The organism is Microbulbifer maximicatervae (SeqCode) (assembly GCF_052467695.1).
In genome coordinates this window covers 7501-33118 of sequence record NZ_CP174320.1, presented here as the reverse complement: position 1 = coordinate 33118, position 25618 = coordinate 7501, and the positions used below count along the sequence as shown (strand labels likewise).

General features: G+C 48.5%; 21 protein-coding genes (1 of these 21 cut by a window edge). 17 read left to right on the top strand and 4 right to left on the bottom strand.

The genetic code is table 11. The annotated features are described in order from the left end of the window. Positions 1–115: 115 nt before the first annotated feature. From ACJJI8_RS00140 to ACJJI8_RS00125, 4 genes are all read left to right on the top strand, one after another. On the top strand, positions 116–1267 hold the full coding sequence (locus tag ACJJI8_RS00140) for an IS30 family transposase (protein ID WP_444933895.1): 1152 nt from the start codon (positions 116–118) through the stop codon (positions 1265–1267). 314 nt (positions 1268–1581) lie between these two features. Then, entirely contained in the window at positions 1582–2475 is an 894-nt protein-coding gene (locus tag ACJJI8_RS00135) for a GH12 family glycosyl hydrolase domain-containing protein (protein ID WP_444933894.1), read from the top strand. 192 nt (positions 2476–2667) lie between these two features. After that, positions 2668–3048: a macro domain-containing protein gene (locus tag ACJJI8_RS00130; RefSeq protein ID WP_444933893.1), complete on the top strand. Its 381-nt coding sequence runs from the start codon at positions 2668–2670 to the stop codon at positions 3046–3048. 225 nt (positions 3049–3273) lie between these two features. After that, positions 3274–5214, top strand: coding sequence for a hypothetical protein (locus ACJJI8_RS00125; RefSeq protein WP_444933892.1), 1941 nt, complete (start codon positions 3274–3276; stop codon positions 5212–5214). A gap of 270 nt (positions 5215–5484) precedes the next feature. On the opposite strand, the gene ACJJI8_RS00120 is transcribed toward ACJJI8_RS00125, so the two are convergent. Then, positions 5485–6153 carry a FecR family protein gene (locus tag ACJJI8_RS00120; RefSeq protein WP_444933891.1) on the bottom strand — a complete coding sequence of 223 codons (669 nt, stop codon included), beginning with the start codon at positions 6151–6153 and terminating at the stop codon, positions 5485–5487. Positions 6154–6713: 560 nt separating this feature from the next. Between ACJJI8_RS00120 and ACJJI8_RS00115 the strand changes: the two genes are divergently transcribed. Both ACJJI8_RS00115 and ACJJI8_RS00110 read left to right on the top strand, forming a co-directional pair. Next, positions 6714–7502 carry a TauD/TfdA family dioxygenase gene (locus ACJJI8_RS00115; RefSeq protein WP_413662893.1) on the top strand — a complete coding sequence of 263 codons (789 nt, stop codon included), beginning with the start codon at positions 6714–6716 and terminating at the stop codon, positions 7500–7502. A gap of 3 nt (positions 7503–7505) precedes the next feature. After that, positions 7506–8276, top strand: coding sequence for a sulfite exporter TauE/SafE family protein (locus ACJJI8_RS00110; RefSeq protein ID WP_444933890.1), 771 nt, complete (start codon positions 7506–7508; stop codon positions 8274–8276). 42 nt (positions 8277–8318) lie between these two features. On the opposite strand, the gene ACJJI8_RS00105 is transcribed toward ACJJI8_RS00110, so the two are convergent. Then, positions 8319–8924, bottom strand: a complete 606-nt coding sequence (locus ACJJI8_RS00105) for a tRNA-uridine aminocarboxypropyltransferase (protein ID WP_444933889.1) — start codon at positions 8922–8924, stop codon at positions 8319–8321. A gap of 31 nt (positions 8925–8955) precedes the next feature. On the opposite strand from ACJJI8_RS00105, the gene ACJJI8_RS00100 reads away from it, so the two are divergent. Continuing rightward, entirely contained in the window at positions 8956–9390 is a 435-nt protein-coding gene (locus ACJJI8_RS00100) for a GNAT family N-acetyltransferase (RefSeq protein ID WP_444933888.1), read from the top strand. Positions 9391–9552: 162 nt separating this feature from the next. Here ACJJI8_RS00100 and ACJJI8_RS00095 read toward each other — a convergent pair whose 3' ends face one another. Together ACJJI8_RS00095 and ACJJI8_RS00090 are read right to left on the bottom strand one after the other, a co-directional pair. Continuing rightward, the gene (locus ACJJI8_RS00095; RefSeq protein WP_444933887.1) at positions 9553–12285 is read right to left on the bottom strand and encodes a discoidin domain-containing protein; all 2733 of its coding nucleotides are present in this window, start codon (positions 12283–12285) and stop codon (positions 9553–9555) included. A 517-nt stretch (positions 12286–12802) separates the two neighbouring features. Beyond that, positions 12803–14836, bottom strand: a complete 2034-nt coding sequence (locus tag ACJJI8_RS00090; RefSeq protein ID WP_444933886.1) for a glycoside hydrolase family 16 protein — start codon at positions 14834–14836, stop codon at positions 12803–12805. A gap of 710 nt (positions 14837–15546) precedes the next feature. Here ACJJI8_RS00090 and ACJJI8_RS00085 point away from each other — a divergent pair. The 10 genes from ACJJI8_RS00085 to ACJJI8_RS00040 form a co-directional block, all read left to right on the top strand. Next, a complete protein-coding gene (locus ACJJI8_RS00085) occupies positions 15547–16059 on the top strand; it encodes a CinA family protein (protein ID WP_413662887.1) in 513 nt (170 codons plus the stop codon). A 174-nt stretch (positions 16060–16233) separates the two neighbouring features. Further along, complete coding sequence (recA, locus tag ACJJI8_RS00080) at positions 16234–17268, top strand: recombinase RecA (protein WP_108735301.1); 1035 nt, start codon at positions 16234–16236, stop codon at positions 17266–17268. Continuing rightward, positions 17269–17754, top strand: a complete 486-nt coding sequence (locus tag ACJJI8_RS00075) for a regulatory protein RecX (protein WP_413662886.1) — start codon at positions 17269–17271, stop codon at positions 17752–17754. It begins immediately after the preceding gene. 99 nt (positions 17755–17853) lie between these two features. Continuing rightward, positions 17854–19332 (top strand): glycerol kinase GlpK, encoded by a 1479-nt coding sequence (gene glpK / locus ACJJI8_RS00070; protein WP_444933885.1) that lies wholly within the window; start codon positions 17854–17856, stop codon positions 19330–19332. A 48-nt stretch (positions 19333–19380) separates the two neighbouring features. Beyond that, positions 19381–20391 (top strand): class I fructose-bisphosphate aldolase, encoded by a 1011-nt coding sequence (locus ACJJI8_RS00065; protein WP_444933884.1) that lies wholly within the window; start codon positions 19381–19383, stop codon positions 20389–20391. Positions 20392–20430: 39 nt separating this feature from the next. Beyond that, positions 20431–21264: an alpha/beta hydrolase gene (locus ACJJI8_RS00060; RefSeq protein WP_444933883.1), complete on the top strand. Its 834-nt coding sequence runs from the start codon at positions 20431–20433 to the stop codon at positions 21262–21264. 139 nt (positions 21265–21403) lie between these two features. Continuing rightward, a complete protein-coding gene (locus tag ACJJI8_RS00055; protein WP_108734085.1) occupies positions 21404–21589 on the top strand; it encodes a Trm112 family protein in 186 nt (61 codons plus the stop codon). A 4-nt stretch (positions 21590–21593) separates the two neighbouring features. After that, positions 21594–21941 (top strand): histidine triad nucleotide-binding protein, encoded by a 348-nt coding sequence (locus tag ACJJI8_RS00050; protein WP_413662882.1) that lies wholly within the window; start codon positions 21594–21596, stop codon positions 21939–21941. Between the two features lie 72 nt (positions 21942–22013). Continuing rightward, entirely contained in the window at positions 22014–24623 is a 2610-nt protein-coding gene (alaS, locus tag ACJJI8_RS00045; RefSeq protein ID WP_444933882.1) for an alanine--tRNA ligase, read from the top strand. 132 nt (positions 24624–24755) lie between these two features. Then, positions 24756–25618, top strand: partial view of an aspartate kinase gene (locus ACJJI8_RS00040; protein ID WP_413662880.1) — the 5' portion only. The gene runs 370 nt beyond the window's last position; 863 of the gene's 1233 nt are visible here — the first part of the coding sequence; it begins with the start codon at positions 24756–24758; its stop codon lies beyond the right edge, outside the window.

The following is a 25618-nucleotide window of genomic DNA, read 5'->3' as shown; positions in this document are numbered from 1 at the left end:
AAGAAGGAGCTGCATGAAGCTCGTCAGGAGGTTGAGTTTCTAAAAAAGGCAGCTGTAGATTTAATTGATCAGTGCAACACCCCTGTAGGAATATGGCCTATCGGGGGATCATTGAATGAAGCGTATATTTACAGCAGAAGAAAAAGAGTGGATTTTCGATGCTTGGAAAAAGGGCATTGGCTTTAGTGAAATTGCCAATGCCATAGATTCTAAGCCTGGAACCATTTTTACTGTTTTGAGAGATACTGGCGGAATTAAACCAATACCCAGAAAGCCATCTCCTCAACACCTCACATTAGCCGAACGCGAGGAAATACGTGCAGGTCTTTCTGCAAAACAAAGTATTCGAGCAATCGCTCGCTCCTTGAAACGGAACCCATCCACAATCTCGCGCGAGATTCAGAGAAATCGGGGGCGACGATACTATAAAGCAGTAGACGCAAACAACCGTGCAAAGCGGATGGCAAGGCGCCCCAAGCCGTATTTGCTAGAGCAAAACCCGAGGCTAAAGAAGCTTGTTTTGGAAAAATTGGAGTTGAACTGGTCACCAGAGCAAATATCGGGTTGGTTACGGAAGACATATCAGGCTGATGAATCAATGAAGATATCAGCAGAGACTATCTATAAAACACTTTACTTCCGTGTGCGTTCAGCGCTTCATCATAAGCTAGTAAAGCATTTGCGACGGTCTCACAGTCTTCGTCACAGCAAACAACATTCACGTAAAGGCGAGCGCGGTACTATCAACATCGTCAACGGTACATCGATAAGGGAGCGTCCTCAGGAGATACAAGAACGATGTGTTTTAGGTCATTGGGAGGGTGACTTGGTGTCAGGTTCAAACAACACTCATATTGCCACGCTTGTTGATCGAAAATCGCGGTATACGATCATTCTTAAGTTGAAAGGGAAAGATGCAGCTTCTGTGAACCAGGCGCTTGTTGCTAAGTTTAAAAAACTTCCAAAAGAGCTTTGCCAATCACTGACGTGGGACCGAGGAATGGAACTGGCGAAGCGCGCTGAATTTACAGAAAAGACAGGTGTTCCTGTCTTCTTCTGCGATCCTCAGAGCCCCTGGCAAAGGGGAACGAATGAAAATACCAACAGCTTAATCCGTCAGTACTTCCCAAAAAGGACATGCTTGGCACAGCATACTCAGAGGAAACTCAATCAAGTTGCTAACGAGCTTAATAGCAGGCCAAGAAAAACTCTGAACTTTGCGACACCAAAGCAGGTTATTAAACAGGGTGTTGCCTTGACAGGTTGAACCTACAATTCGGGTTATGCCTAGTGAGTGCCTGTCACATTCATACTTGTTTACGGTCTTTATAAACCGGCTCAGCAGCGAAATATGGCAAACAAGGCCTTCGGTGACCGCCGAAGATGCGGCTCAATTTATCCATGAGTGGAACGGGTTTTCAAAATTGGAGTTAGGTAAGAATAAGTATATAAACGTATACTGTTTCTCTCTATTATAGCTGGACAATATACGTTATGTACCAGTTGCCGCAAATATGAATATTGGAGCTAATATTGGATGAAAAATATCTTGTTTTTTTATAAAGAATAAAGAATAAAGAATTGAGTAGTTTAAGAGTTAAAATGCTATTTGGTAACCTACTGGGGAGTGAAGTTTTGAGATTTATATTGTGTTTTTTTATTGTTATGACTGCTTCTTGTGTTACTAAAGTTAGTAATGATCCTAATTGGGTAAAGCCAGAATCTACAGCTATCAGCTGTGAAGACTTTCACAATGTACCTACGAAGCTGGGTATCGTGACTAATAACGTCTGGAATAAATATGCTGCAGAAGATGACCCTTGGTCCCAATGCTTGGAGAAACGAATGGTAGAGGGGGAGTTACAATTTGGTTGGTCATGGTCTTGGCCTGTGGGTCGACGGGTAATTTACTCCCAGCCACAAATAAAAATAGGATCTTCCCCCTGGGCGCCGGAACCTAAGTTTGATGATGCATTCCCCTTAAAGATATCCAGTCTGGCGAATCTTGATATTTCACATCATACAGAAAGCAAGTCGAGCGGAGATTATAATACGGCTACGACGATGTGGTTAATTTCTGAAGCTTATAGGGGGCGTAAACCAAATCGTTCAGTAATAGCTGCTGAAATTATGATCTGGACATATTTTACTGACGGACATTTCAACCCTGCGGGGATAAAACATAGTGAGGTATCGATTAATGATTCAGCATGGGAGGTTTGGTACCATAAAAATTGGAAGGATATGTCGGGAGTAAATGATAATAATTGGGTGTATGTATCATTTAGGGCCAAGCAACCTTCCATGATTGCCTCTATTCCTGGTTTGGAATTACTGAATTACGCAGTTCGAAATAGTTTAATCCCCAAGGGTCTATTTATTGCCGATATAGAACTTGGGAATGAAGTTATGAGTGGCTCCGGAATTACATGGGTAAAGGATTTTACAGTTGATTATCAGGTGAGAGAGTTGTGAATTTGTAGATACTTTTGATTATATGTTGCTACAAGTTTCTTTTCTTCTGAAGGCCGAGATACCTATGTTGCCAGATTAAATCTATTTAATTGATAAGTCCAAGGAGCTTGTGGAAGCTTGGAGTCCAGTATTTGAAGATATTGAAATTGTAGGCGTTTTCGAGGGTAATTTTTTTCCAAGCCAGTTGACGCAATGGTTAGCCCTGCCAATAGCTTCGGAATTAGGGATGGAGGGTTGGATCTGCCAATTATGGGTAGGCTCGGTTTTCAAGTAGAGGATCGGGTGCAAGCACGGATCAAATCCGACTTTCATGTAGAACTCCCGATAGGATCAGCTGTATTAGTAGCTACCTCCCATGAAAATTGGCCATATTTAATATCAGCTCCAACTACGCGCGTACCGGAAGATGTTTCCAATACGCTAAATGCATATTACGTTTTTCGAGCAATCTTAAACTCTGTGCAGCTATTTAATCGATCAAACTCCCCGGAGAGAATTAACTCGATTCTATGTCCTGGCCTGGGAACAGGTATAGGTAACTTATCGGCTAGGCGTTGTACAGGCCATATGTGAGCAGCCTACAACTCCTTATCCAAGCCTTCAAGAATATCCAATTATACAGAAATTCATGCAATACATAGAGGGCTGCAATTAGCTTACTAGTGCATAGCAAGTATCTTTATAGAAAGTGAGTGAAAAATAGTCAGGAAAGCCTTAAGCTGCGTTGAGTTGAGAAGTACATCTTCTTTTAGCAGATTAAGGCTTTAGGCATAAGTACCAGTACTAAGGGGATACTCTATGGCGTTTGATTACGGCTCGATTGATTTGGGCCTGAAGAACCCTTTTAAGAAAGAAGGCCGGGTTACCGCAATTAGGGGGGGAGTTCAGTTTCTTGTTGCCCTAACCTTGCTGTTTACCGCTGCTGGCCAAGTAAAGTCGGACCCCGTAAGTGGTTGGGTGCTTGTCGTAATGGGGGCAATCCTGCTGGTCGGCGGTATCAGGGCTCTATCAGGCGGCATTTTGGCCTTATTGCGCTTCTTTGTTGGTCGAAATCATCCGGTATCATTAGCTTTTAATCATTCTAAATCTGAAACGAGTACGGCATCAGAAGAGAAAAATGAAGTGGCTTATACCGCTTCCGGCTTAGAAGAGATGTTAGTTGGCCGTAAGAATCCAACCTTTCTAGAGCCTAAGGGCTTTTTGGCTCGGGTATTACACAGTATCTTCCCTAAATTGCTTTATATGCCATACCCCATTCGAAATATGGCTCAGGCACAGTTTGGCGCATGGGTAAGTACGTTAACTGTCTTGCTCTCTTATGTCATTGTCGCTTTTATTTGTCTCAGTGGTTTTGCTGGTGATATGGGGGAAAAGCTATTCCCGATGTACTCTGCCATCGCTTTACTTTATACATTGATTGTATGGCACTCTGCGAGTAAAGGTATTTCGCGGGAAGCCCAGAAAAGTGTAGCGAGTCTTACGGGGGGAAGTATTGCAAAAACGATATTATTTTCGATTGTGGTGCCCCTGTTACTGGGATTGGGGTTAAGCTTAGGCGTTGAGGCTTTTAAGGGAGAAGGTACTACTTCCCTAGATGAAATAATCAGTGTGTCCAGTGTATTGACTGAGGCTTTACCGAGCTTTAGCCCGTTCTTGTATATTCTTGGGGTTATATTTGTAGGCGCTGCTTGTAGTTTCGCTGTTGTCTATATGCTGCGCTTTAGAAGCGAAATTGCAAACCCGGTCACTGAGGTTTCTGAATTAAGGGATAACTGGCAGGAATCGGTTCACCCGAAGGAAATCTTTATAAACTTGGATAACCTTGTGATGGCAAATCGTCGTTATAAGGAAGTGCCCAATCGTATTTACAGAGAGCTTGACCCTAAACTTGAAGAGCAAGTGGATGGTAAAGGTTCATTCAATGGGGAAATGATACAGGAAGTACAACCTACCGTTCGTCCTGTTAATTTGGGTGATAAATTCAAGCTGATTCGCGATATTAGTCTTTTCGCAGGTAATGGGCTCTATATCGTTGTTACTGCGCTAGCTATTTGGCTGGCATACTCTTTGATTGATGTTATTCACTTCTTTCAGCCGGAATCTCTTACAGCCATTAAACAGGAGTTTGGCGCCTTAGATGAGGAAGCTGGCCGCTTAGCTCTGCTAGAACAGTATATTTCAGCAGGCGGCGCTCTCTGTATGACGCTAATTCACCTGCTATTGATAGGATTTATTCTTAATACATTTGCTCGCTTGTTGGTCAATGCGGCACATATCTTCTTTGCTGAGATGCAGTTTGAATCACTATTGGTGTATTTTAAATGCGAAGGGACATTCACTGAATCTAAGATCTCAACGGGCACTGGAATACACGACAGTACTCGTTCTGAAAATGTACTAGTCAGAAGCTCGATTACGCCTTGGGTGATAGTAACCAGGGTTGTCTCAAGTACATTTGCCGCATCTGGCATGAGAAACTTGGAGTATCCAAGGCATATACTTGAAATGCACAAGTCTGAACGCGACTTATCTGAAATCAGGGATGACGTAATTAGTTTCTTGAAAGATAGAGAGTCTATTGCCTCCATTACAAGCAGCAGAGACTTGGAAAACACTTCGAATATTCATGCTATTAATCAGCAAAGTCGCGCTCTGCCAATGACAGAACAGGGACAATTAGCTCAGGATGAAAATGCGGCTGGTTATTTGAGGCAAGAAGATAAGGACACGGTTGAGTAGGATTTACAGCCTTTTCTTTGGCTCTACTGTCACTTACTTTGAGTGAAAGTGATAAAAAAAGCTGGCAAGGTTCGGAGTCTCTGGACCAGAAAGAGAATTCCTGGTACCCCTTGCCAGCTGAGGGTACTAGGCTAGCAAATTACGTATTTTTAGTAATACTGAGCCCCTAAGATTGACCGTATTTGCTGGTAGAATTACAGAAAAGTACTGTTTTATCTTTATTGTTAGGTACACAGGACCACTTTTGTTGGTATTTAACAAGCTAGGTTATTATTCTGGAAGCAACTCTAGCACTGTGTGAGACTCTTCTTTTGTGACTTTCAGGTTATAAGATTTGCTCAGACAGAGGACGGTATCTTCTATATGATTCAGGTCATAAACCCCACTAACAAGTAGTCTACTAGTGTTCTGGTCTCTCGTCACAAGTGGGGTATTTGTAAAGCGATTTAGCGATATTAGGAGTTCTGTTAATCTGATGTTATCAGCCTTTGTAAATCCACTTCCCCAATCCTTATAGCTGGAAACCTCAAAATCTTTGATTGCACCGGTGTTGTGCTCAGTTACTTTGAGCATCTCCCCTTTCTTTATTTCGGCGCGATTTTTATTTTGTTTTATTGGGCTGACAGTGATATTCCCTTCGAGAACAGTGACTTCTGTTACTCCATATCGCTGGTCAATATTGAAAGTGGCTTTATGTGTACGGATCAATGCTTGTCGTGATTCTACTATAAATGGCCAGGTTACCTCTTCACAGATGCTTATTTGGGCCTCCCCATTTAATAGACGTATGCGTCTGCGTGTCTCTGAATAATTGACGAGTACTTTAGTTGTGGCGCTCAACTTTATATGGTTGCCATCGGGGAGGGTTTGTTTAGATATTTCCTTGGGAGCTGTTTGGTAACGGCATTTAAATGGCTCCCGTGTCTTTAAATCTTCCATACTTTTCCCCTCGGCTTGGCTCGAAAGCAGAATTGGTCCTTATAGGTGGGACCTTAGTTCGCTTTATATATTTTATTGTTAGCGCCTGACTTTTTATTATTCCACCTGATTGGAGAATTAATAGGGCATGCTTGTCTCCGATACTGGCTCTTATCTTGCGACGCTTTCTTTTCTTTTTTAAGGGGTATTTGTTGTGGTTTTATTAAATGGTCATGACTAGAGAGCTATTTCGCTGTGGTTTTGCCGTACTACGATAAATTTTATCTGTTTGGAGGTAGGTTATCTTGGCCTGAACCGGGGATTGTTGCTGTTTTGTGAAATAAACAGGGCCTTAATTAGGATGACCTGGGTTACTTTGTGATAGACGATTCAGAGAGTTTCCACGGGGACACTTACTTTTTCGGTGTTAAAGAGCTTTAAACGCCATCAGGGACTAAAGTTGGAGACGTATGAGTTTGGTACATATGTGATATTTGGCATAAAGATTGCTCCTTTTATCTTGTGGGTAGAAGTTCATATTGTGGGAATCGTAAAGGAATTGTTCATCAAGGGAGCTGAAAATGTCGTCACTCTATTTTTCATCGCATGCCATGCCACTTAGAGTCCCAAGTTACTGCTGCTTTGAACTTGGGTCCTGTTCGGACATAGAGTATGAAAGTTATAAGATAGCCTTGTTTAAAAAGGGGATTGCGCTTATCCATCTCAAATTTTCTGATGATTCTGCTGAAGTGATGGAGGATATTGTCAATACCATTGGGTTGGTACATGAGCATGATTCTATGGGGCGAACGGTTTGGGATGTGAGGATTGGTGGTGAGACAGGCGATGAGGCATTGGCTATATCTCATAGTGATAGAGAATTCTTCTTGCACAATGACGGTGCTTTTGAATCGGAGATGCCTGGCTACTTTGGTCTCTTCGTTGTGCACGCTGATATGCATGGAGGCGGAGAAAATATTCTTGTCTGTGCCGACAGGATAATCGAGAGCCTCTCCGATAAAACCTTCCAGGTGCTTTCACATAGTAAGTTTAAACTGCGTGTTCCTGAAGAATTTCGGAAGTCGTCTGAGTTTATAGAGGCATCCTTAATTGATGAGAGCCATGGTTTCAGATACAGGTATGATATTATCGAGCGTGAGTATTGCTCTTCAGACGAGCTTGATGCTTTACGTGAGCTGGAGCTAAAAATATCGTTGCCACATAATATGTTTAAGGTTAGGTTGAATAATAATCAGATATTGTTATTGGATAATCGACGATACCTTCACGCAAGAACTGGAATAAAGGATAGGAAAAGGCACCTTAAACGAATACGTTTTAATATGCCTGCTATATCGAGGGTTGCTTAACGGGTGGTCATAGAGATAGTTATAGTTGGGTTGTTGCTTATTCTGGTAGCAGGTATGGCTCACGGAGCATTGGGATTTGGTTTCCCAATGCTTGCGACGCCTATTCTGGCACTTGCTTATGATTTGAAAACGGCGGTGGTGTTAACCATCTTGCCGTCGCTTATGGTAATTATATCCAGTCTTTATAAGTGCCGAGATTATAGGATTAATTTTTCTAAATATAGTTTAGTAATATTATTGGTGTCTCTTGGAAGCCTTGCCGGAACATGGCTGTTAACCTGGGCAAATCCGGATATTCTCAAGTTGTTACTGGCGGTATCAATCTTGATTTACCTGTTTTCCAATCGTTTAAGGGGTTATCTGTCCAAATTCTCCAGTCGGCCAGTATTTTTTCCTATCATTATGGGCGGTTTGGCTGGGGTGATTGGTGGCGCGACTAATGCGATTGCGCCTCTACTAATGATTTATTTATTGGAAGTTGCCAAGTCTTCAAAGGAAGTAATCCTTATTTCCAATATTTGTTTCTTGATTGGCAAGCTGATACAGCTTTCTGTACTTTCAGTTTACTTGAGTTTTGATGATTTGGAGTTGATGTCGCTATCTGCAATTACCGTATTTGCATATTTTGGACTAATTATCGGATTTAAGCTTCAATCGAGGATTGATGAAGAACGATATCGTTCGATTATTCGGTATGCTTTATCAATTTTTATGTGTGTGCTGACTTATCAGGGAATTTCTAATTTGGTATTTCCTGATGGTGCGATTGTTTAGGTTCTCTGTTTGAGGTCTCACTGACTGTGACAATCAAATGCCCTAAGCTGGCTCTACTGAATAGCTCTGCTGTTGCAGGCTAATCATCTTTTCAAATGGTTGCAGAAGCTTGGAATACTCATTTTTATCTTCAAGTTGAGCCATAGCCAAGGCAATACTTTCAATGGTTGACAGACCATCCGCAACGGTGGTTTTCCGAATAGCGTAGTTGGATTTCAAGTCCCCACTGAGATTGACTCTTGGAAGCTGTTGTAGCTTGGGATTCAGGTGAAGAATCTTTTTAGATTTTTTCCAAGTCGCATCTATAACAATTAGCTGTTCAATCTTTTCCAGCTGATTCTGGTGGCTAAGGGTATTGTTCCCTTCAGCTAATCGGGGTGTTTGGGGTAGCCATGATAGTGACGGATAGAGTAGAACGCTGGGTGTATCGAGTAGCCTTTCCAGCTGTTGATTAGGAAGAGTTTCAGAAATAAGCATTTCACTGTTATTTAAACACAGGTTCGCCATACGCCCGGTATTGAACGGGTGCTTCTCTTCTTGTGGGTGCTGTATGATCACCACTTTTATGGTATTAGCCAAGCTCACCAACGCACTGCAGTAGCAGACATTGGGCGGGCGCAGGCAAGTGCTACAGGTCTCTCTGGGCATTTTTCTACTTCAGGGGTACAGGGGCAGGTTTATGGCGAAAACGCAGCCTTCTAATAGTGTTCAGTGGCTGGCAGATATAGAGATTCCGCTAGCGAACAAATTTTATCGCATGTATGGATTTCGTGGCAAAGCCAAACGCCATGAGGACTGCGGGATAGTGCGCGGCGAACGGGGGGAGGTGATTGCCTGCGGTTATTTGCGGCGCTATGAGAGCTTTAAGCTCCTGGCCGGAGTTGCTGTTGCACCAGATCATCAAGGGCAGGGTGTTGCAAGGCAGCTGTTGATGCTCCTTGCTGAACGTTTTGATAGTGACACCTATACATTTCCCTACGACCACCTAGAGCCTTTTTACTCCTCTTTGGGGTTTGAGAGGGTTGAAGTGAATGAGTTAAGTGGTCCTGTTGGGGATTTATTCCGCGGTTACGTGAAGCAGGGTCGCTCGATTCTGGCGATGGTCTACCGTTAGCCTTGGGAAGGTTATTATTTTCAGGTTGGCTTTGAATTAGAACGAATTACTGTGCAAAGGTGTGTAGTACCTCTAGCTTTGGAATTTTAGTTCTTTCGGGGACAGATTATAGGCAGGGCAGCACTGTAAAAGTGCTGCCCGAGTTGCTACTACCAGCTGCTATTAGTAAGTGCTAATTTCCCAAATGGAGTAGCCGTACACGGTATTGCGTTCGGTGCAGTCAATTTTCAGGTAACGGTAGTTTCCCTCTACGGTGATTGCGTCGGTGCGTTCACCGGTTCCCATTCCAGAAAATGACTCAACAGTTGTCCAGTTGCTGCCATCGGTACTGCCGAGCAGAGTGTAGGCAGCCGCATTGGCAGTTTCCCAGTCGATATTGAGGGTGCCAATGGACTGTACAGAGCCCAAGTCATAAGTCAGGCTGACATTGTCCACACCGTGGGCGCTCTCCCAGCGGGTATTGCTATCTCCGTCGATTGCCAGTTCAGCACTTTGCAGTTCAGAGGTTGCAGAGATACTTGAAGCCTGACCGTCGCCACCAGTTAAGCCCAGCTCCCAGATGGAGTAGCCATAGCTTGTGCTGCGCTCAGTGAAGTACAGGCGCACATATCGATAGCTTCCACTCAGGGAGTGCTCATCGGTTCTCTCTCCAGCACTACCACCACTAAAGTTGGCCAGTGTGGTCCAGGAAATAGTGTCGTTACTGCCTTGTACCGTATAGATCGCAGCGTTGGCTGTTTCCCAGTCGATTGTCAGGGTGTTCAGAGCTTCTGCCTCACCCAGGTCCAGTAATACCCATACTGAGTCACCGCCATGGGCGCTTTCCCAGCGGGTGCTGCTGTTATCATCAACTGCATTTGCGATGGGCTGGATTTCGTTGCTGGCGGTGACGGTAGCCTGTGCAATCAGGTCCTGGCTGCCAGCTTCACCGCTATCGCCAGAGCCTTCGCCGTCGTCCTCGTCGCCTCCACTATCGGAATCGTCACCGGAGTCATCGTTGCCGCCAGTACCGCCAGAGAAGTAGATATTGTCGATCTCGATATCGCTGATTTCTCCATCTACGCCTAGAAGCTCGAATAGTTGAACCACGTTAGACATGTCTACTTCGTCACTGAAGTCGCTTACGGGGATAGATATCTGGTGCCACTGGCCATCCCGTGCGAAACCGTAGGGATCGGCGCCATTGGCAAAGTCAATCCACTTTTGTTCTACATCGTCAATGCTGCCGCTCTTCATGCCGATCTTAAAGGTCGTGGTGGAGCTGCTTTTCAAAGCAAAATTGAGCGTGGCGGTATCGTTGTCGAAGGCTGACATGTCGTAGTAATAGTCAGCAGTGAAAGCCATACCAAACCAGCCAGCACCTGCGGAGGTGTAGGACAGGGATTCAGAGCCTTCGTAAGGGGAAGGAGAAGTCTCGATCAGGGTTTCGCCCCAGATATACAGATTGCCATCAGTGCCCAGTTCGAAACTGGAGTCGGCCTCGGTGTTTTCACTGTATAGGGAGAAGGTGCCGCTTGGCGTGGTTTTTTCGACGCTCTCACTAAAGTAAATATCGTCAATGGAAAGGGTAAAGGCTTCTGACGGTCCATCGCCGCGTACCATAAATGCCTGGCTAATGGTGTTGTAGTCCACCCCAAATTTGCTCAGGGGGATACTCACCTCGTGCCATTGCCCATCCCGTTCCAGGCCAAAAGTATCGCCTTCTACGCTCAGATCCACCCAGGACTCACCACCGCTGGTACTGTTGATACCGATGCCGATAGTCTCTTCGCTAGTGGTTTTCATGCGGAAGTTCAGGTGACCATTTTGATAGTTCATCAAATTCAGGTCGTAGTGCATCCATACACCCATGCCATACCATTCGCCGGTATCGATTTGGAACTCCAGGGCATCACTCTCGTCGACGCTGGATTGGCTTTCCATATTGTTCCAGACGTAGAGCTCGATATCAGTGCCAAACGTCAGGGATTCGTAAATATCGCTGCTGTCCCCGAACACGCCCAGATTGCCGCTTTTTGCGGTATCGGCAGCCAGTGAGAGCTCGGTGCTGTAGCTGCTGTCATCGTTGTCGTAGATACGTACGTAGTCAACATACATCTTGGCGGGCATTGGGGCAGTGATCTCGCTGTTGTCATAGATCTGCGGGAAGATGCCGCCTACTGCCAGGTTGAGAATTAAAAAGTTATGCTGGCGAAATTCATCGAATGCGGAATCACTGGTATCCGTCAAAGCTGCGATTTGGTTGGACTCGTCATCCACCCACATAACGATGCTATCGGGCGTCCAGGTCATACCGAAGATATGGTAATCCTCGGTGAGGTCGGAGCTGGAACCGAAGTCCTCAACCAGGTTTTGCGATACACCATAATCTGCTTGCCCGGTGTAGTCGTCGGACTCGTGCCACCAGTGGAAGGCTCCGGAAATTTCAGAATTTACGACGCCGGCTTCTAGCGCCTCGGCCATACCCGCTTCGAGAATATCCAGTTCGCCACAGGCTGGCCAGCCGGCTTGACCGTAGTCGCTGCCCAGTTGCCAGAATGCTGGCCATAGTCCCGCATCCAAATCCGGCAATTTAATTCGAGCTTCAATGGTTCCGTATTTGTAGGACAGACGCCCGAGAGACTTTAGGCGAGCAGAAGTAAAACTGCCGTCACTTTCCTGTACGGCCTGAATAATCAGGTTGCCGTCTTCGATATAAGCGTTGTCGCTGTCATCGGTATAATTTTGTAACTCGTTGTTACCCCAGCCGGAGTTGCCAACATCGTAGGTCCAGACGGAGGTGTCGATAGTGTCTCCGTCAAAATTATCTTCCCAGACCAAAGTTTTTGCATTGGCTATTGAGGACACAAAGGTGCCGACAATAGCTGCGGCTATCGCTGATTTTTTAATAATCATAATTTTCTTTCGTTGTTAATTATTTATAAGAATAAAATGCCTGATAGGAATGGTGTGACTCAGTCAAATGTTACTTGTGGATTTAATGAATGCAGATTACTTAAATTGTAATTGCCTAAAATTCACGCGAAAAACAGGTGCTGGTCACGGGCAAAGCCTAGCAAAACGATTGTTCCACAGGAAAGCGAATCTGGACCCCTTATCGCAGTTGTAGTCCTGCTTATCGCATACACTTGAAAAATTATTTCCTTGTAATTTTTTTACAAGAAAATAAATTCCTTTTTGTGTTTTTGTTTGCAAGTGTTTTGTGCGGGAATTCTGTTTTTGGTCTTTCTGTGTTGGGCAAAAGTGCAAGCAAATTTAATCTGGATTTATTGTTGTTGCGCTTTCCCTCACACAGGATCATATCTATAAAGATAATATCTGACGGCAGACAGGGCGGGTTTTGATGCTGGTGAAAAAATTGGGTGGCGTAAAAAAGAAAAGGGCGCTGCTATTTAGCGGCGCCCTTGTATTTTTAATGTCTACGGGGTCCCTGTGCGCATCGTGCAGGTGGGGTGCAGTTTCCATGGCGATGCTTGTGCCTTTTATGATGAGGGTGGCACTTGTGAGAGTGAGGACGGCAGTTGCCATTGCTATCGCTGTCTGAGCTTCCGCCAGAGAAATAGATATCGTCAATCTCAATATCGCTGATATCTCCATCGACGCCCAGTAGTTCAAATAACTGAATAACATTTGACATATCTACCTCGCTACTGAAATCAGTAACGGGGATTGATATCTGGTGCCACTCGCCATCCCGCGCGAATTCATAAGGATCGGAGCCGCTAGCAAATTCAATCCACTGCTGGCCAATATCGCTGACGCTACCGCTCTTCATGCCAATCTTAAAGGTGGTTTCTGAGCTGGTTTTCAGGGCGAAATTCAGCGTTGCAGTATCATTATCGAAAGCGGATAGATCGTAGTAGCTGTCGGCAGTAAATGCCATTCCAAACCAGCCGGCCCCGGAGGAGTAATAGGAGAGGGATTCTTCACCTTCAAATGGGGTTTGAGTGGCCTCCAGCAGGGTGTCGCCCCAAATATACAGGTTGCCATCAGTTCCCAGTGTGAAAGTTGAATTGGCCTCTGTAGTTTCGGTGTAGAGAGAAAAGACATCGGTCGGGGCTCTTTTTTCCACACTTTCGCTAAAGTAGATGTCGTCAATGGATAGGACAAAATCTTCAGCGGCGGCATCACCTCGAATCATAAATGCCTGACTGATAGTGTTGAAGTCCACTCCCAATTTACTCAGGGGGATACTTACCTGATGCCATTCGCCATCGCGCTTCAGGCCGTAGGTACCATCACCATCCACCAGGTCTACCCAGGCATCTCCGCCACCAGTACTGGAAATACCAATGCCGATAGTTTGGCTGCTGGTGGTTTTCATTTTGAAATTGAGATGACCGTTTTCGCAGTTCATTAGGTTTAGGTCATAGTGCATCCAGAAGCCCATGCCGAACCATTCACCAGCGGTAATATCAAACTCCAGGGCTTCATCACCCTCGGCAGCTTCGGCGCTGACAGTAGCTGACATGCTGTTTTGGTTCCAGACATACAGCTCGGTATCGGTGCCAAGCTCCAAGGATTCGGAGAGGTTGCTGCCCTCGGAAAATACGCCGATATCACCTGTTTTGGCGGTGTCTTCAGCCAGGGAGATTTCTGTGCTGTAGCTGCTGTCGTCGTTATCGTAGATGCGAACATAGTCCACATACATTTTGGCGGGCATCGGTGCGGTGATTTCACTGTTAGCGTAAATCTCTGGGAAGACGCCACCTACCGCTAAGTTCAGGATCAGGAAGTGGTGTTGACGGAACTCGTCAAATGCGGGGTCTTCACTGCCGATGCTAATAATTTCATTGGCTTCGTCGTCGACCCACATGACGATGCTATCCGGTGTCCAGGTCATACCGAAAATATGGTAGTCCTCAGTGAGGTCAGTGCTGGAGCCGAAGTCATCAATAAGGTTTTTCGATTGACCGTAGTCCGCCTGGCCTGTGTAGTCATCGGATTCATGCCACCAATGGAAAGCGCCGGAAACTTCTGAGTTGACCGTGCCGGCACTGAGAGCGTCGGCCATGCCCGCCTCGAGAATATCCAGTTCGCCGCAAGCGGGCCAGCCCACTTGGCCGTAGTCGCCACCCAGCTGCCAGAAGGCAGGCCACAATCCGGCATCCAGGTCAGGTAATTTAATGCGGGCTTCAATGGTGCCATATTTATAAGTCATACGACCCAGGGATTTCAGGCGGGCGGAAGTAAAACTGCCGTCGTCGTTTTGCAGTGCTTGAATAATAAGGTTGCCATCTTCGACATAGGCATTGGCGCTATCATCGGTGTAGGTTTGCAGCTCATTGTTACCCCAGCCTGAGTTGCCCACATCGTAAGTCCAAACGGACTTATCAATACTGTCGCCGTCGAAATTATCTTCCCAGACCAAAGTTTTTGAATTGGCAAGTGAGGACACACAGGCGCCTACAATAGCAGCCGCGATCGCTGATTTTTTTAAATTCATGATTTTGTCTTTCTTTAATTATCTATGGGGGTGCCAACTTCATTGTATTTTTATAATGGCGGTGATCTGCCACGATGATTAATGCTTGTTGGGCTTGGGGATTTATCTGCTTTTTTATTGTGATATTTATATATTCAGTACAGCAGTAACAGACTAACAAAAAGCCGATTGTTGCATAGGGAAAGCCCGGGCCCTTTATCGTGAGACTGGTCCAACTTATCGCATATACAAAATTTTTCTGCTTTAAAATTAGAATCAGCCAGTGCGTATTAATGTGTTTTTACATTGTTTACGTTTTTATTTTTAAATTTGTTGTTGCTTATTGGATTGCCCGCTTGAAATTATTTGCTGATTTAAGACCCCTTTTAAAATTTAAATTCTAATTTAAAGGTGGGCCGGCGGCGGAAATTAGAATTGGCAACCTGGTTCCCATAGGTAGTTTTACTTTTCTAGAGTGCTGCCGCCGCTTGCGAGCGCTTCGGCAGCGTGAGATTTATCTTTTGGTGTCGGCACCAGTGTGCAGCCGGCGTGGATTGATTTTTTGAAGGGGTTGTGGCTTCACCACTGAGAGGCGGTTGTATATTTGGTATGGGGCAGCTTACTTAAAGTGGAATTTGTAAGCTTGCTGCAGGTCGGCACCCAGAATAAGAGCCCACTTCTGTGCTGTAATATTTGGTTGTGGCCCAGGAGCGGTTGAATAGGAAGAAACGGTGGAATACAGAGAGATAATTGAGCTTGCCAGAGAGTTGGGCGGGGAGCTGGAAAAGAGAGATTGGCGTGTGACGTCGGCAGAATCTTGCACCGGTGGTGCGATTGCGGCGGCTATTACCTCTATAGCGGGTGCTTCGAATTGGTTTGATGGATCGATCGTGAGCTATGCGAATCGTATCAAGAACGGTGTTCTGGGTGTCGACAGCAATGATCTCAAGCAGTTTGGGGCAGTGAGTGAGCCGGTCGTCCGGCAGATGGCTTGTGGGGTTCTGGCGATGATGGATGCCAATCTCGCCGTTGCGGTCAGTGGTATCGCAGGGCCTGATGGTGGCACTGCCGAGAAGCCGGTAGGTACAGTTTGGATCGCCTGGGCCCATGCGGAGGGGCAAGAGCCAGTGCAGATTGATGCGAAGTGTTTTCTGTTCAGTGGTAACCGGGCAGAGGTGCAATCGCAGACGGTCGTTGAGGCGCTGAAGGGAATGTTAAAGGTTGTCCGTGAGCACCCGGTTTGAACCTGTCCGCCGGGTCAATCTTTGTTCGTTTGCTCCAGCTTCAGACTTCTTTTTGAAGCGAGGCTCGCTCAGCCTGAAGCTGGTACTCAGTATGAGGAATTACTGGTTGCCTATACAGTAATCCTTCGTTAAGCTTGCCACCACTCAATTCAGCTCAGAAATACGGGAATGGTCATGGATTCCAATAAAGACAAGGCATTAAAAGCGGCGCTATCTCAGATTGAACGTCAGTTCGGTAAAGGCACTGTGATGCGTATGGGAGACAAGGAGCGCGAGCGTATTCCTGCGATCTCCACCGGCTCCCTCGGCTTGGATGTGGCCCTGGGTATAGGCGGCTTGCCGCGTGGCCGTATCGTTGAAATCTATGGACCAGAATCCTCCGGTAAAACCACCCTCACCTTGCAGGTGATTGCCGAGGCCCAGCGCAATGGTGGTACTTGTGCTTTCGTAGATGCTGAGCACGCCCTCGACCCTATCTATGCTGAAAAACTGGGTGTCAACGTCGATGAGTTGATCGTATCCCAGCCGGATACCGGTGAGCAGGCTCTGGAAGTTGCCGATATGCTAGTGCGCTCCGGTGCCGTTGATGTGCTGGTAGTGGACTCCGTTGCGGCCCTGACCCCGCGCGCTGAGATCGAAGGTGAGATGGGTGATTCCCACGTGGGCTTGCAGGCTCGTTTGATGTCCCAGGCTCTGCGTAAGCTCACTGGTAATATCAAGAACACCAACACCCTGGCAATCTTCATTAACCAGATTCGCATGAAGATCGGTGTTATGTTCGGCAGCCCTGAAACCACCACTGGTGGTAATGCCCTCAAGTTCTACTCTTCTGTGCGCTTGGATATCCGTCGTATCGGTTCCGTTAAGGATGGCGATGAGGTGGTGGGTAACGAAACCCGAGTGAAAGTGGTTAAGAACAAGGTAGCTCCTCCGTTTAAGCAGACCGAGTTCCAGATCATGTATGGCGAAGGCATTAACATGATTGGTGAAATCGTCGATTACGGCGTGAAGATGGGGCTGGTGGATAAAGCGGGGGCTTGGTACAGCTACAAGGGCGACAAGATTGGCCAGGGCAAGGCGAACGCTACCAAGTTCCTGCGCGATAACCCCGACATTCGCAACGAGATTGAAGGTCAGCTGCGTGCGCAGCTGCTCGGTGATTTAGTGCCTGCGACCCCTGAAGAGGCTGCGGAATTACCGGAAGAGTAAATGCCGTACTCAAAAGCGGATTTTTCCGTTGATCCAGCTCAAGCGCTTTTCAGCGCGGCGCTTGAGCTGTTGACCCGCCGCGAGCACTCCCGCCATGAATTGAGGCAAAAGCTCGCGGCAAAATTCCCCAGCGCCGATTTCGACACGCTTTTTGAGCGCCTACACGAACTCAACTATCAATCCGATCAACGCTTTGCCGAAGTTTTTGCCCGCTCCCGTGTCCAGCGCGGTCAGGGGCCGATGCGTATTCGCCAGGAGCTACAGCAGCGCGGCGTGCGCGGTGAACTAATTGCCCAGGCGCTTGATCAGTTGGAAGTGGATTGGTTTGAGTTAGCTGCGGAAATGCTTCAGAGAAAATACCGGGCCCCTATGAGCGCAGAGCTTCCACGTGATCAGTGGATGAAGGAGCGAGCGCGGCGCCAGCGATACCTGGCTTACCGGGGCTTCCCCACGGACGCGATTAGCTGGGCGCTGGACGGCAATTAATCGGGCTTATACTCTGACTACTACCTGAATGACTGGTCGATAGGTTTCGGCCATTTTTCAGGTACAGAAAGAGACTAAAAGAATAAGCGCGAGAACCCTATGATCCTGTCTATTGACCAGGGCACCACTGGTACCACAGCTTTTATCTTCGATAGTAAGGGCCACCTGATTGGTCGCAGTTACTCGGAAATTCCCAATCGTTATCCCCAGCCTGGCTGGGTTGAGCAGGATGCGGAAGAGATTTGGTCGGTAACTCTCCGGGTCTGTGCCGCAGCACTCCAGCGCGCTGGTGTTCGCGCGTCGGATATCACCACAGTGGGAATTACTAACCAGCGCGAGACCACGATCGTCTGGGATAGGTATACCGGCGAGCCGGTTTTTCCTGCGATTGTGTGGCAGTGCCGGCGCTCGGCGGAGGTATGCCGGGAGTTGGGGGAACTCGGCAGGTCTGATTGGTTGCGAGAGCGCAGTGGCCTATTGCTGGATGCTTACTTTTCCGCAAGTAAGTTGACTTGGCTGTTCCGCCGTAACCCGGATTTACTAACCCGAGCTCAAAATGGCGACCTGTGTTTCGGCACCGTAGATAGCTGGTTGATCTGGAAAATGAGCGGTGGCAAAGCCCATCTCACCGATCACACCAATGCCAGTCGTACCCTCCTGTACAACATAAAAGATAAAGCCTGGGATAGTGAGCTGCTGGATTTTTTCCAGTGCCCTGAATCCATTCTTCCCAGAATTCTACCGTCGGCTGGCCACTTTACCGATACAGACCCCCACGCTTTTCTCGGCACATCGGCTCCGATTTGTGGTGTTGCCGGGGATCAGCAGGCAGCACTGTTTGGCCAGGGTTGTACCGAGCCCGGTAGTATAAAAAACACCTACGGAACTGGCTGCTTTATGCTGGCTTTTGCCGGCGAGGATCGCCCGGAGCTACCCCCGGGGTTGCTGGCTACAGTGGCCTGTGATGCCCAGGGTAATCCGGCCTATGCCGTAGAGGGTTCAGTTTTCACAGCGGGCTCCGCTATACAGTGGTTGCGGGACGAGATGGGAATGATCCAGCAGGCGGTGGATACCGAAATTATCGCCCAGAGTATTCCTCATACCCGCGGCGTTTATCTTGTGCCTGCATTTAGTGGGCTGGGTGCGCCGCACTGGGACCCATCGGCACGGGGGACTATTTGCGGCTTGAGTCGGGGGGCTGGTCGAGCTGAGGTGGTGCGTGCCACTTTGGAATCTATAGCTTACCAGAGTGATGAGCTGGCCCGCTTGATGGAGCAGGCCCTGGGCTTGCCGATTACCCATATGCGTGTGGATGGGGGTGCTTGCGCGAATAATTTCCTGATGCAATTCCAGGCGGACATTTCCTCTTTGCGTGTTGAACGGCCCCAGCAGATTGAATCGACGGCTATTGGTGCTGCGTTGCTGGCTGGTATTGGCAGTGGAACTTGGCGACCAAGGGAATTACCGGAGTGTTTGCAGGAAATTGAACGGGACTTTATGCCGGCAATGACTCAGGCGGAGAGGGAGCAGTTGTTGGCTGGTTGGCGGAGGGCGGTAAAAGCCTGTAAAGCTTTTTAGGCTGGACCGCCTATCCTCTTAGCGTAATAACCTAAGGGAGGGGTAGAGATGTCACATATCGATATGCTGGAGGAAACTGTAGCAACATTGGTCGATGGTCAAAGAGGCATCCTGGCTGCCGATGAGAGTGGCGGCACTATTGCAAAGCGCTTTGCCACGATTGGAGTGGATTCCACTGAGAAAAACCGGCGCGACTACCGTGCTGCGCTGCTGTCCTGTAAGGGGTTGGGTGAATGTATCAGTGGCGTTATTTTGTTCGAGGAAACTCTGGGGCAAAAAGATACTGAGGGCCAGCCCTTGCCCCAAGTCGCTGCGTTACAAGGGATAGTGCCGGGCATTAAGGTGGATAAGGGCAAGGGCCCGCTGCCTGGAGCGCCTGGGGATATGATCACCTACGGGCTGGACGGGTTGTCTGAGCGCTTGCAGCAATATAAAAAGCAAGGAGCTCGCTTCGCCAAGTGGCGTGAAGTCTATCCTATTGGCCATCACAACCCCACGCGCCTGGGGCTTACCGCAAATGCTGAGATGTTGGCCCGCTATGCAGCGGTATGCCAGGCCGAAGGGGTGGTTCCTATTGTCGAGCCAGAGGTTCTGATGGACGGTGAGCACGATATAGAGCGCAGTGCGGCGGTAAATGAGCGGGTTTGGCACTATGTGTTCCACGCCCTCCACCAGCACGGGGTAATACTGGAACTGATGTTGCTCAAGCCCAGTATGGTAACCCCAGGTGCGGAGGCGGAAACGGCTGATCCTGAGCAGGTGGCCGAATACACCCTGCGCAGCTTGCGGCGAACGGTCCCCGCAGCAGTGCCGGGAATTAATTTTCTTTCCGGGGGGCAGGGACCAGAAGAGGCCACGGCCAATCTCAATGCAATGAATCAGCAAGGTGGTGGCCCCTGGCAGTTGAGCTTTTCCTATGGGCGCGCACTACAAGAGCCAGCACTCGCTGCTTGGCAGGGGCGCCCGGAGAATGTTGAAGCAGCCCAGGAAGCGCTACTTAAACGGTCCCGCATGAATCATTTGGCCATGCTGGGCAGGTACCGCGAAACCCTGGAATAGCGATTAGCTAGCAAAATAATAATCAATAAGGAGATTGCAATGGAGTTTGTCACCAGGGGAGTGACGCTGTATTACCGGCGCTGGTGGGTAGAAGAAGCCGTGGGTGTAGTAGTTATATCCCACGGGTTGGGAGAGCACAGTGGGCGTTACGGTGAGCTGGCGGAGGACCTCAATCGAGCAGGGTACAGTGTTTATGCCCTAGACCATTATGGCCACGGATTGTCGGATGGGAAGCGTGGGGATATTGAGGATTTTGCACTTTATAGTGAGGATCTAAATGAATTTATCTCCTTGGTAAAAAGTGGAAACTCCGGACTTGGGATGCATCTTCTTGGCCACAGTATGGGAGCTGTTATCGCCTGTGGCTGTGCTATTCGATATAAGTCTGTCGACAGTTTAAATCTTTCCGCGCCGGGCTTTCGCGGCAAAAGTGAGCCAAAAGGCCTTCTGTTATGGCTCGCGCTATTTTTGGCTCGCTGGTTTCCGGGGTTGGCTCTTTCCAGCCAGATAAATAGTCAGTGGATATCTCGTAGTCCGGATGTGGTCAAGCGGTATGTCAGTGATGAACTTGTGCATCACAGTATCTCTCTACGCTGGTTTAAGACTTTTTTGCAGGAGCGGGAGTTTTTATCTGGCCGGTTGAATGGGATATCCATGCCTTGCCTTCTGTTATTGCCGGAATCAGACCATATTGTCGATGTGGAACTCAGCCGCAAGTGGTTTGGACAGGTGGGGTCAAAAAACAAGCAGTTGCACTGTTTCTCAAGGTCTTACCACGAGGTATTTAATGAAATAGAGGAGGGGCGTTTAGCCCGGGAGCTGTTACTTAGCCATCTCAATTCTGTTTCAGTAGAGACTGCTTCTGTCATATAAGGGTAAAAAAGCGCAAAGCCAGCAGGTGGCGCAGCAGAAGCTATGGCGAATACCGTGTAAAAGCGTATGAAGCATTGTATGATACGCGGTCATTTTTGCCCATCGGAAGTATTACCGAGGGAAAATAGTGGGGTGGAACATGGATAAAAAGTTGCTGAGCCTGTTGGTATGTCCGGTGAGTAAAGCGCCGCTTGAATACCGGGAGGACACACAGGAGCTGGTTTGCAAGGCCAGTGGTCTAGCCTATCCGGTGCGAGACGGTATACCGGTAATGCTGGAATCTGAAGCGCGGCAGCTGACAGCCGAGGAAAAGCTGGAAAAGTAAACCAATGGGTGAACCCAGCGTTTTCAGTCAAATTATCTCGGGAGATATCCCTGCTGAGATGATCTACGAGGACGACCAGTGTGTCGTTATTGAGGATCGCGCGCCACAAGCGCCGACCCATCTCCTCATTATCCCACGCAAACCCCTAGTGAATTTATCCGCGGCTCAGGCTGAGGATAAATCCCTGCTCGGCCACCTTATGTGGCTGGCGGCAGAATTGGGGCGCAAGCTGGGGCTCGAGGGCTATCGACTGGTAGTTAATAACGGTCGAAGCGCAGGTCAAACCGTTTTTCACCTGCATGTTCACCTGCTTGCCCAAAAAAGAATGCCCGAACAGGGGCTGGCACAGTAGTGGAACAGAAGTGACACCGTGTCACTGACGCCAATCAAATAAAACTCAACTAACGAAGTGGAATTACGCCGGATGAAAAGCGCACAGATTCGCGACGCCTTTCTGAATTATTTTGCTGAGCAGGGTCATGCCATTGTGCCCTCCAGTTCCCTGGTTCCGGGCAATGACCCGACGCTGTTATTCACCAATGCCGGCATGGTGCAGTTTAAGGACACCTTCCTGGGGCAGGAAAAGCGTTCCTACAATCGCGCCACCAGTTCACAGCGCTGTGTACGTGCAGGAGGCAAGCATAACGACCTTGAAAATGTCGGTTACACCGCACGGCACCACACGTTTTTTGAAATGCTCGGTAACTTTAGCTTCGGCGACTACTTCAAGCGCGAAGCGATTCGCTTTGCCTGGGAGTTCCTGACCAAAGTATTGAATTTGCCAGAGGAGCGTCTTTGGGTAACCGTACATATCAGCGATGATGAAGCCGCTGATATTTGGCTGAAGGAAATGGGAGTGAGTGCCGAGCGCTTCTCCCGTCTCGACGAGGATAACTTCTGGCAGATGGGTGATACTGGGCCCTGCGGTCCAAGTTCTGAGATTTTCTACGATCACGGTGCCGATGTGCCCGGCGGCCCTCCCGGTTCCGATAATGACGACCTTGATCGCTATATCGAGATCTGGAACCTGGTATTTATGCAGTATGAGCGCACCGCTGATGGTGAACTGCACCCACTGCCCAAGCCCTCAGTGGATACCGGCATGGGGCTGGAGCGTATTGCCGCCGTAATGCAGGGAGTACACTCCAATTATGAAATTGACTTGTTCCAAGCGCTGCTGAAAGCGGCGGGAGAAGTGGTTGGCTGCAGCGACCTGGAAGAGAAATCCCTGCGAGTGATCGCCGACCATATCCGCTCTTGTTCATTCTTGATTGCCGATGGCGTAATGCCTTCCAACGAAGGCCGTGGATTTGTACTTCGCCGTATTATTCGCCGCGCAGTGCGCCATGGCCACAAGCTTGGGCACAAAGACATCTTCTTCTACAAGCTGGTAGAAGCGCTCGCCGAGCAGATGGGTGACGCATACCCGGAGCTGCGTGAAAAGCAGCAGGTGATTGAGAATGCGCTGCGCAAAGAGGAAGAACAGTTTGCGAAGACTCTGGATAAGGGAATGGCGCTGCTAGAGGATGCCCTGGCGTCCCTCGAAGGCAGTGAGATCCCCGGTGAGTTGGTATTTACTCTGCATGACACTTACGGCTTCCCAACAGACCTAACCCAGGATATTGCCCGTGAGCGCGGTCTATCCCTGGATATGGATGGATATGAAGCTGCTATGGAAGCCCAGCGCCAGAGAGCTCGCGCTGCCGGCAAATTTAAACAGGACTATACCGATGTCCTCGAACTGGAAGGGGCTACAGAGTTTCTCGGTTACAACGCGACTGAGGCAACAGGCAAAGTGTTGGCCATCGTTAAAGGTGGTGAGCAGGTTGAACGCTTGGAAGAAGGTGAAGAGGGTGCAATTGTTCTGGATCGGACTCCCTTCTACGCAGAGTCCGGTGGTCAGGTAGGTGATAGTGGCTATTTGAGTTCCGGTGATGCCCGCTTTGAAGTGCGCGACTGCACCAAGCAGAGCGCGCATCATTTGCATACTGGTAAGTTGTTGAAGGGAAGTATCGCTGTGGGCGAAACCCTTGAGGCAGTCGTATCAGCAGATGTTCGTCAATCCACCGCCCTGAATCACTCTGCAACCCATCTATTACATGCCGCCTTGCGCAAAGTGCTGGGCGAGCATGTCACCCAGAAGGGCTCCTTGGTGGACTCGGAGCGCCTGCGCTTTGACTTCTCCCACCCCGAAGCTGTAACGGCAAAGCAGCTGCACGCGATTGAGTCCCTGGTTAATAGTCAAATTCGCGCAAATACCCCAGTTGAAACCCACGAAACCGATATTGAGTCTGCAAAAGCGATGGGCGCTATGGCTCTGTTTGGCGAAAAATACGGCGATACTGTGCGTGTACTTTCCATGGGCAAATCCGATGACAAGGCTTTTTCCGTTGAGTTGTGTGGCGGTACTCACGTGAAGCGCACCGGTGATATCGGTTTGATTCGCATTGTTGGGGAAAGCGGCATTGCTTCCGGCCAGCGTCGAATCGAAGCGGTTACTGGCGCTCACGCAATGTCTCTGTTCGATCAGGCACAGCAGCGTCTGGAGCATGTAGCGACTCTGCTTAAGGCGCGTCCGGACTCCTTGGCTGACAAAGTTGAACAGCTGCTGCTTAACAATCGAAAGCTGGAAAAAGAGATTGCCCAGTTAAAAACCAAGTTGGCCAGCGATGCTGGCGGAGACCTTTCCACTCAGGCTATTGAATTGGCTGGCTTTAAGTTGCTGGCAACCTCTATTGACGGAGCTGACCCCAAATCACTGAGAGATCTGGCGGATCAGATGAAGAACAAGCTGGGCAGCGGCGTGGTGTTGCTGGCGGCCCCGGGCGATGAAAAGGTGGCTTTGGTTGCCGCAGTTACCCAAGACCTGACAGATCGGCTTTCTGCGGGTGACCTTATGCGCTTTGCTGCCGGGAAGCTGGGCGGCAAGGGTGGCGGTCGAAAAGACATGGCCCAGGGTGGTGGAACCGATGTGTCCGCGCTCCCTAATATGCTGAAAGAAGTGCCAAATTGGATTGAGCAATCCTTAAACTAGTTAAGTTTTGTCAAATTCGTGGTCTGAATTCGTAGTTGAGTTGATTTCGCAGAGGTTTGGTGATTAAGTGCGCGCCTGCACGAGTTGGGCAGGAAGCGTACTTATTGTGGAGCTAAGGAAACACAGTAAGTTATGAGTTTGTTCGTGCAGAAGTATGGCGGGACTTCAGTTGGCTCAATTGAGCGAATTGAAGCTGTGGCCGATAAAGTCGCCGCGTTTCGCGCTCAGGGACATGACATGGTTGTCGTATTGTCTGCCATGAGTGGTGAAACAAATCGCCTGATTGATCTCGCTTATCAAATCCAGGAAAAACCAGACCCCAGAGAACTGGATGTTCTGGTTTCCACAGGAGAGCAGGTCACAATTGCCCTTTTGAGCATGGCTCTGAAGAAGCGTGGTTATGACGCCTGTTCCTACACGGGTGGGCAGGTAAAAATTCTTACGGATAATGCTCATACCAAAGCTCGCATTCAAAGTATCGATGTGGAGCGAATGCGCACCGACCTCGATGAAGGCAAAGTCATAGTTGTGGCTGGTTTTCAGGGGGTGGATGACGACGGCAATATCACCACACTTGGGCGCGGCGGGTCTGACACGACGGGTGTGGCGTTAGCTGCGGCGTTAGATGCTACCGAGTGCCAGATTTATACCGACGTGGACGGGGTCTATACCACTGACCCTCGAGTGGTCGACAGTGCACGCAGACTCGATCGAATCACATTTGAAGAAATGTTGGAAATGGCCAGTCTTGGCTCCAAGGTTCTGCAGATCCGCGCCGTAGAGTTCGCCGGTAAATACAAGGTTCCCCTGCGCGTGCTCTCAACTTTTGAAGAGGGTAACGGAACCCTGATTAGCCTGGATGAGGAAGATAACGATATGGAACAGCCAGTTGTATCCGGTATCGCGTTTAATCGCGATGAAGCAAAACTGACAATTCGTGGAGTGCCGGATACCCCTGGGGTTGCATGCCGAATCCTGGCACCGGTCGGCGCTGA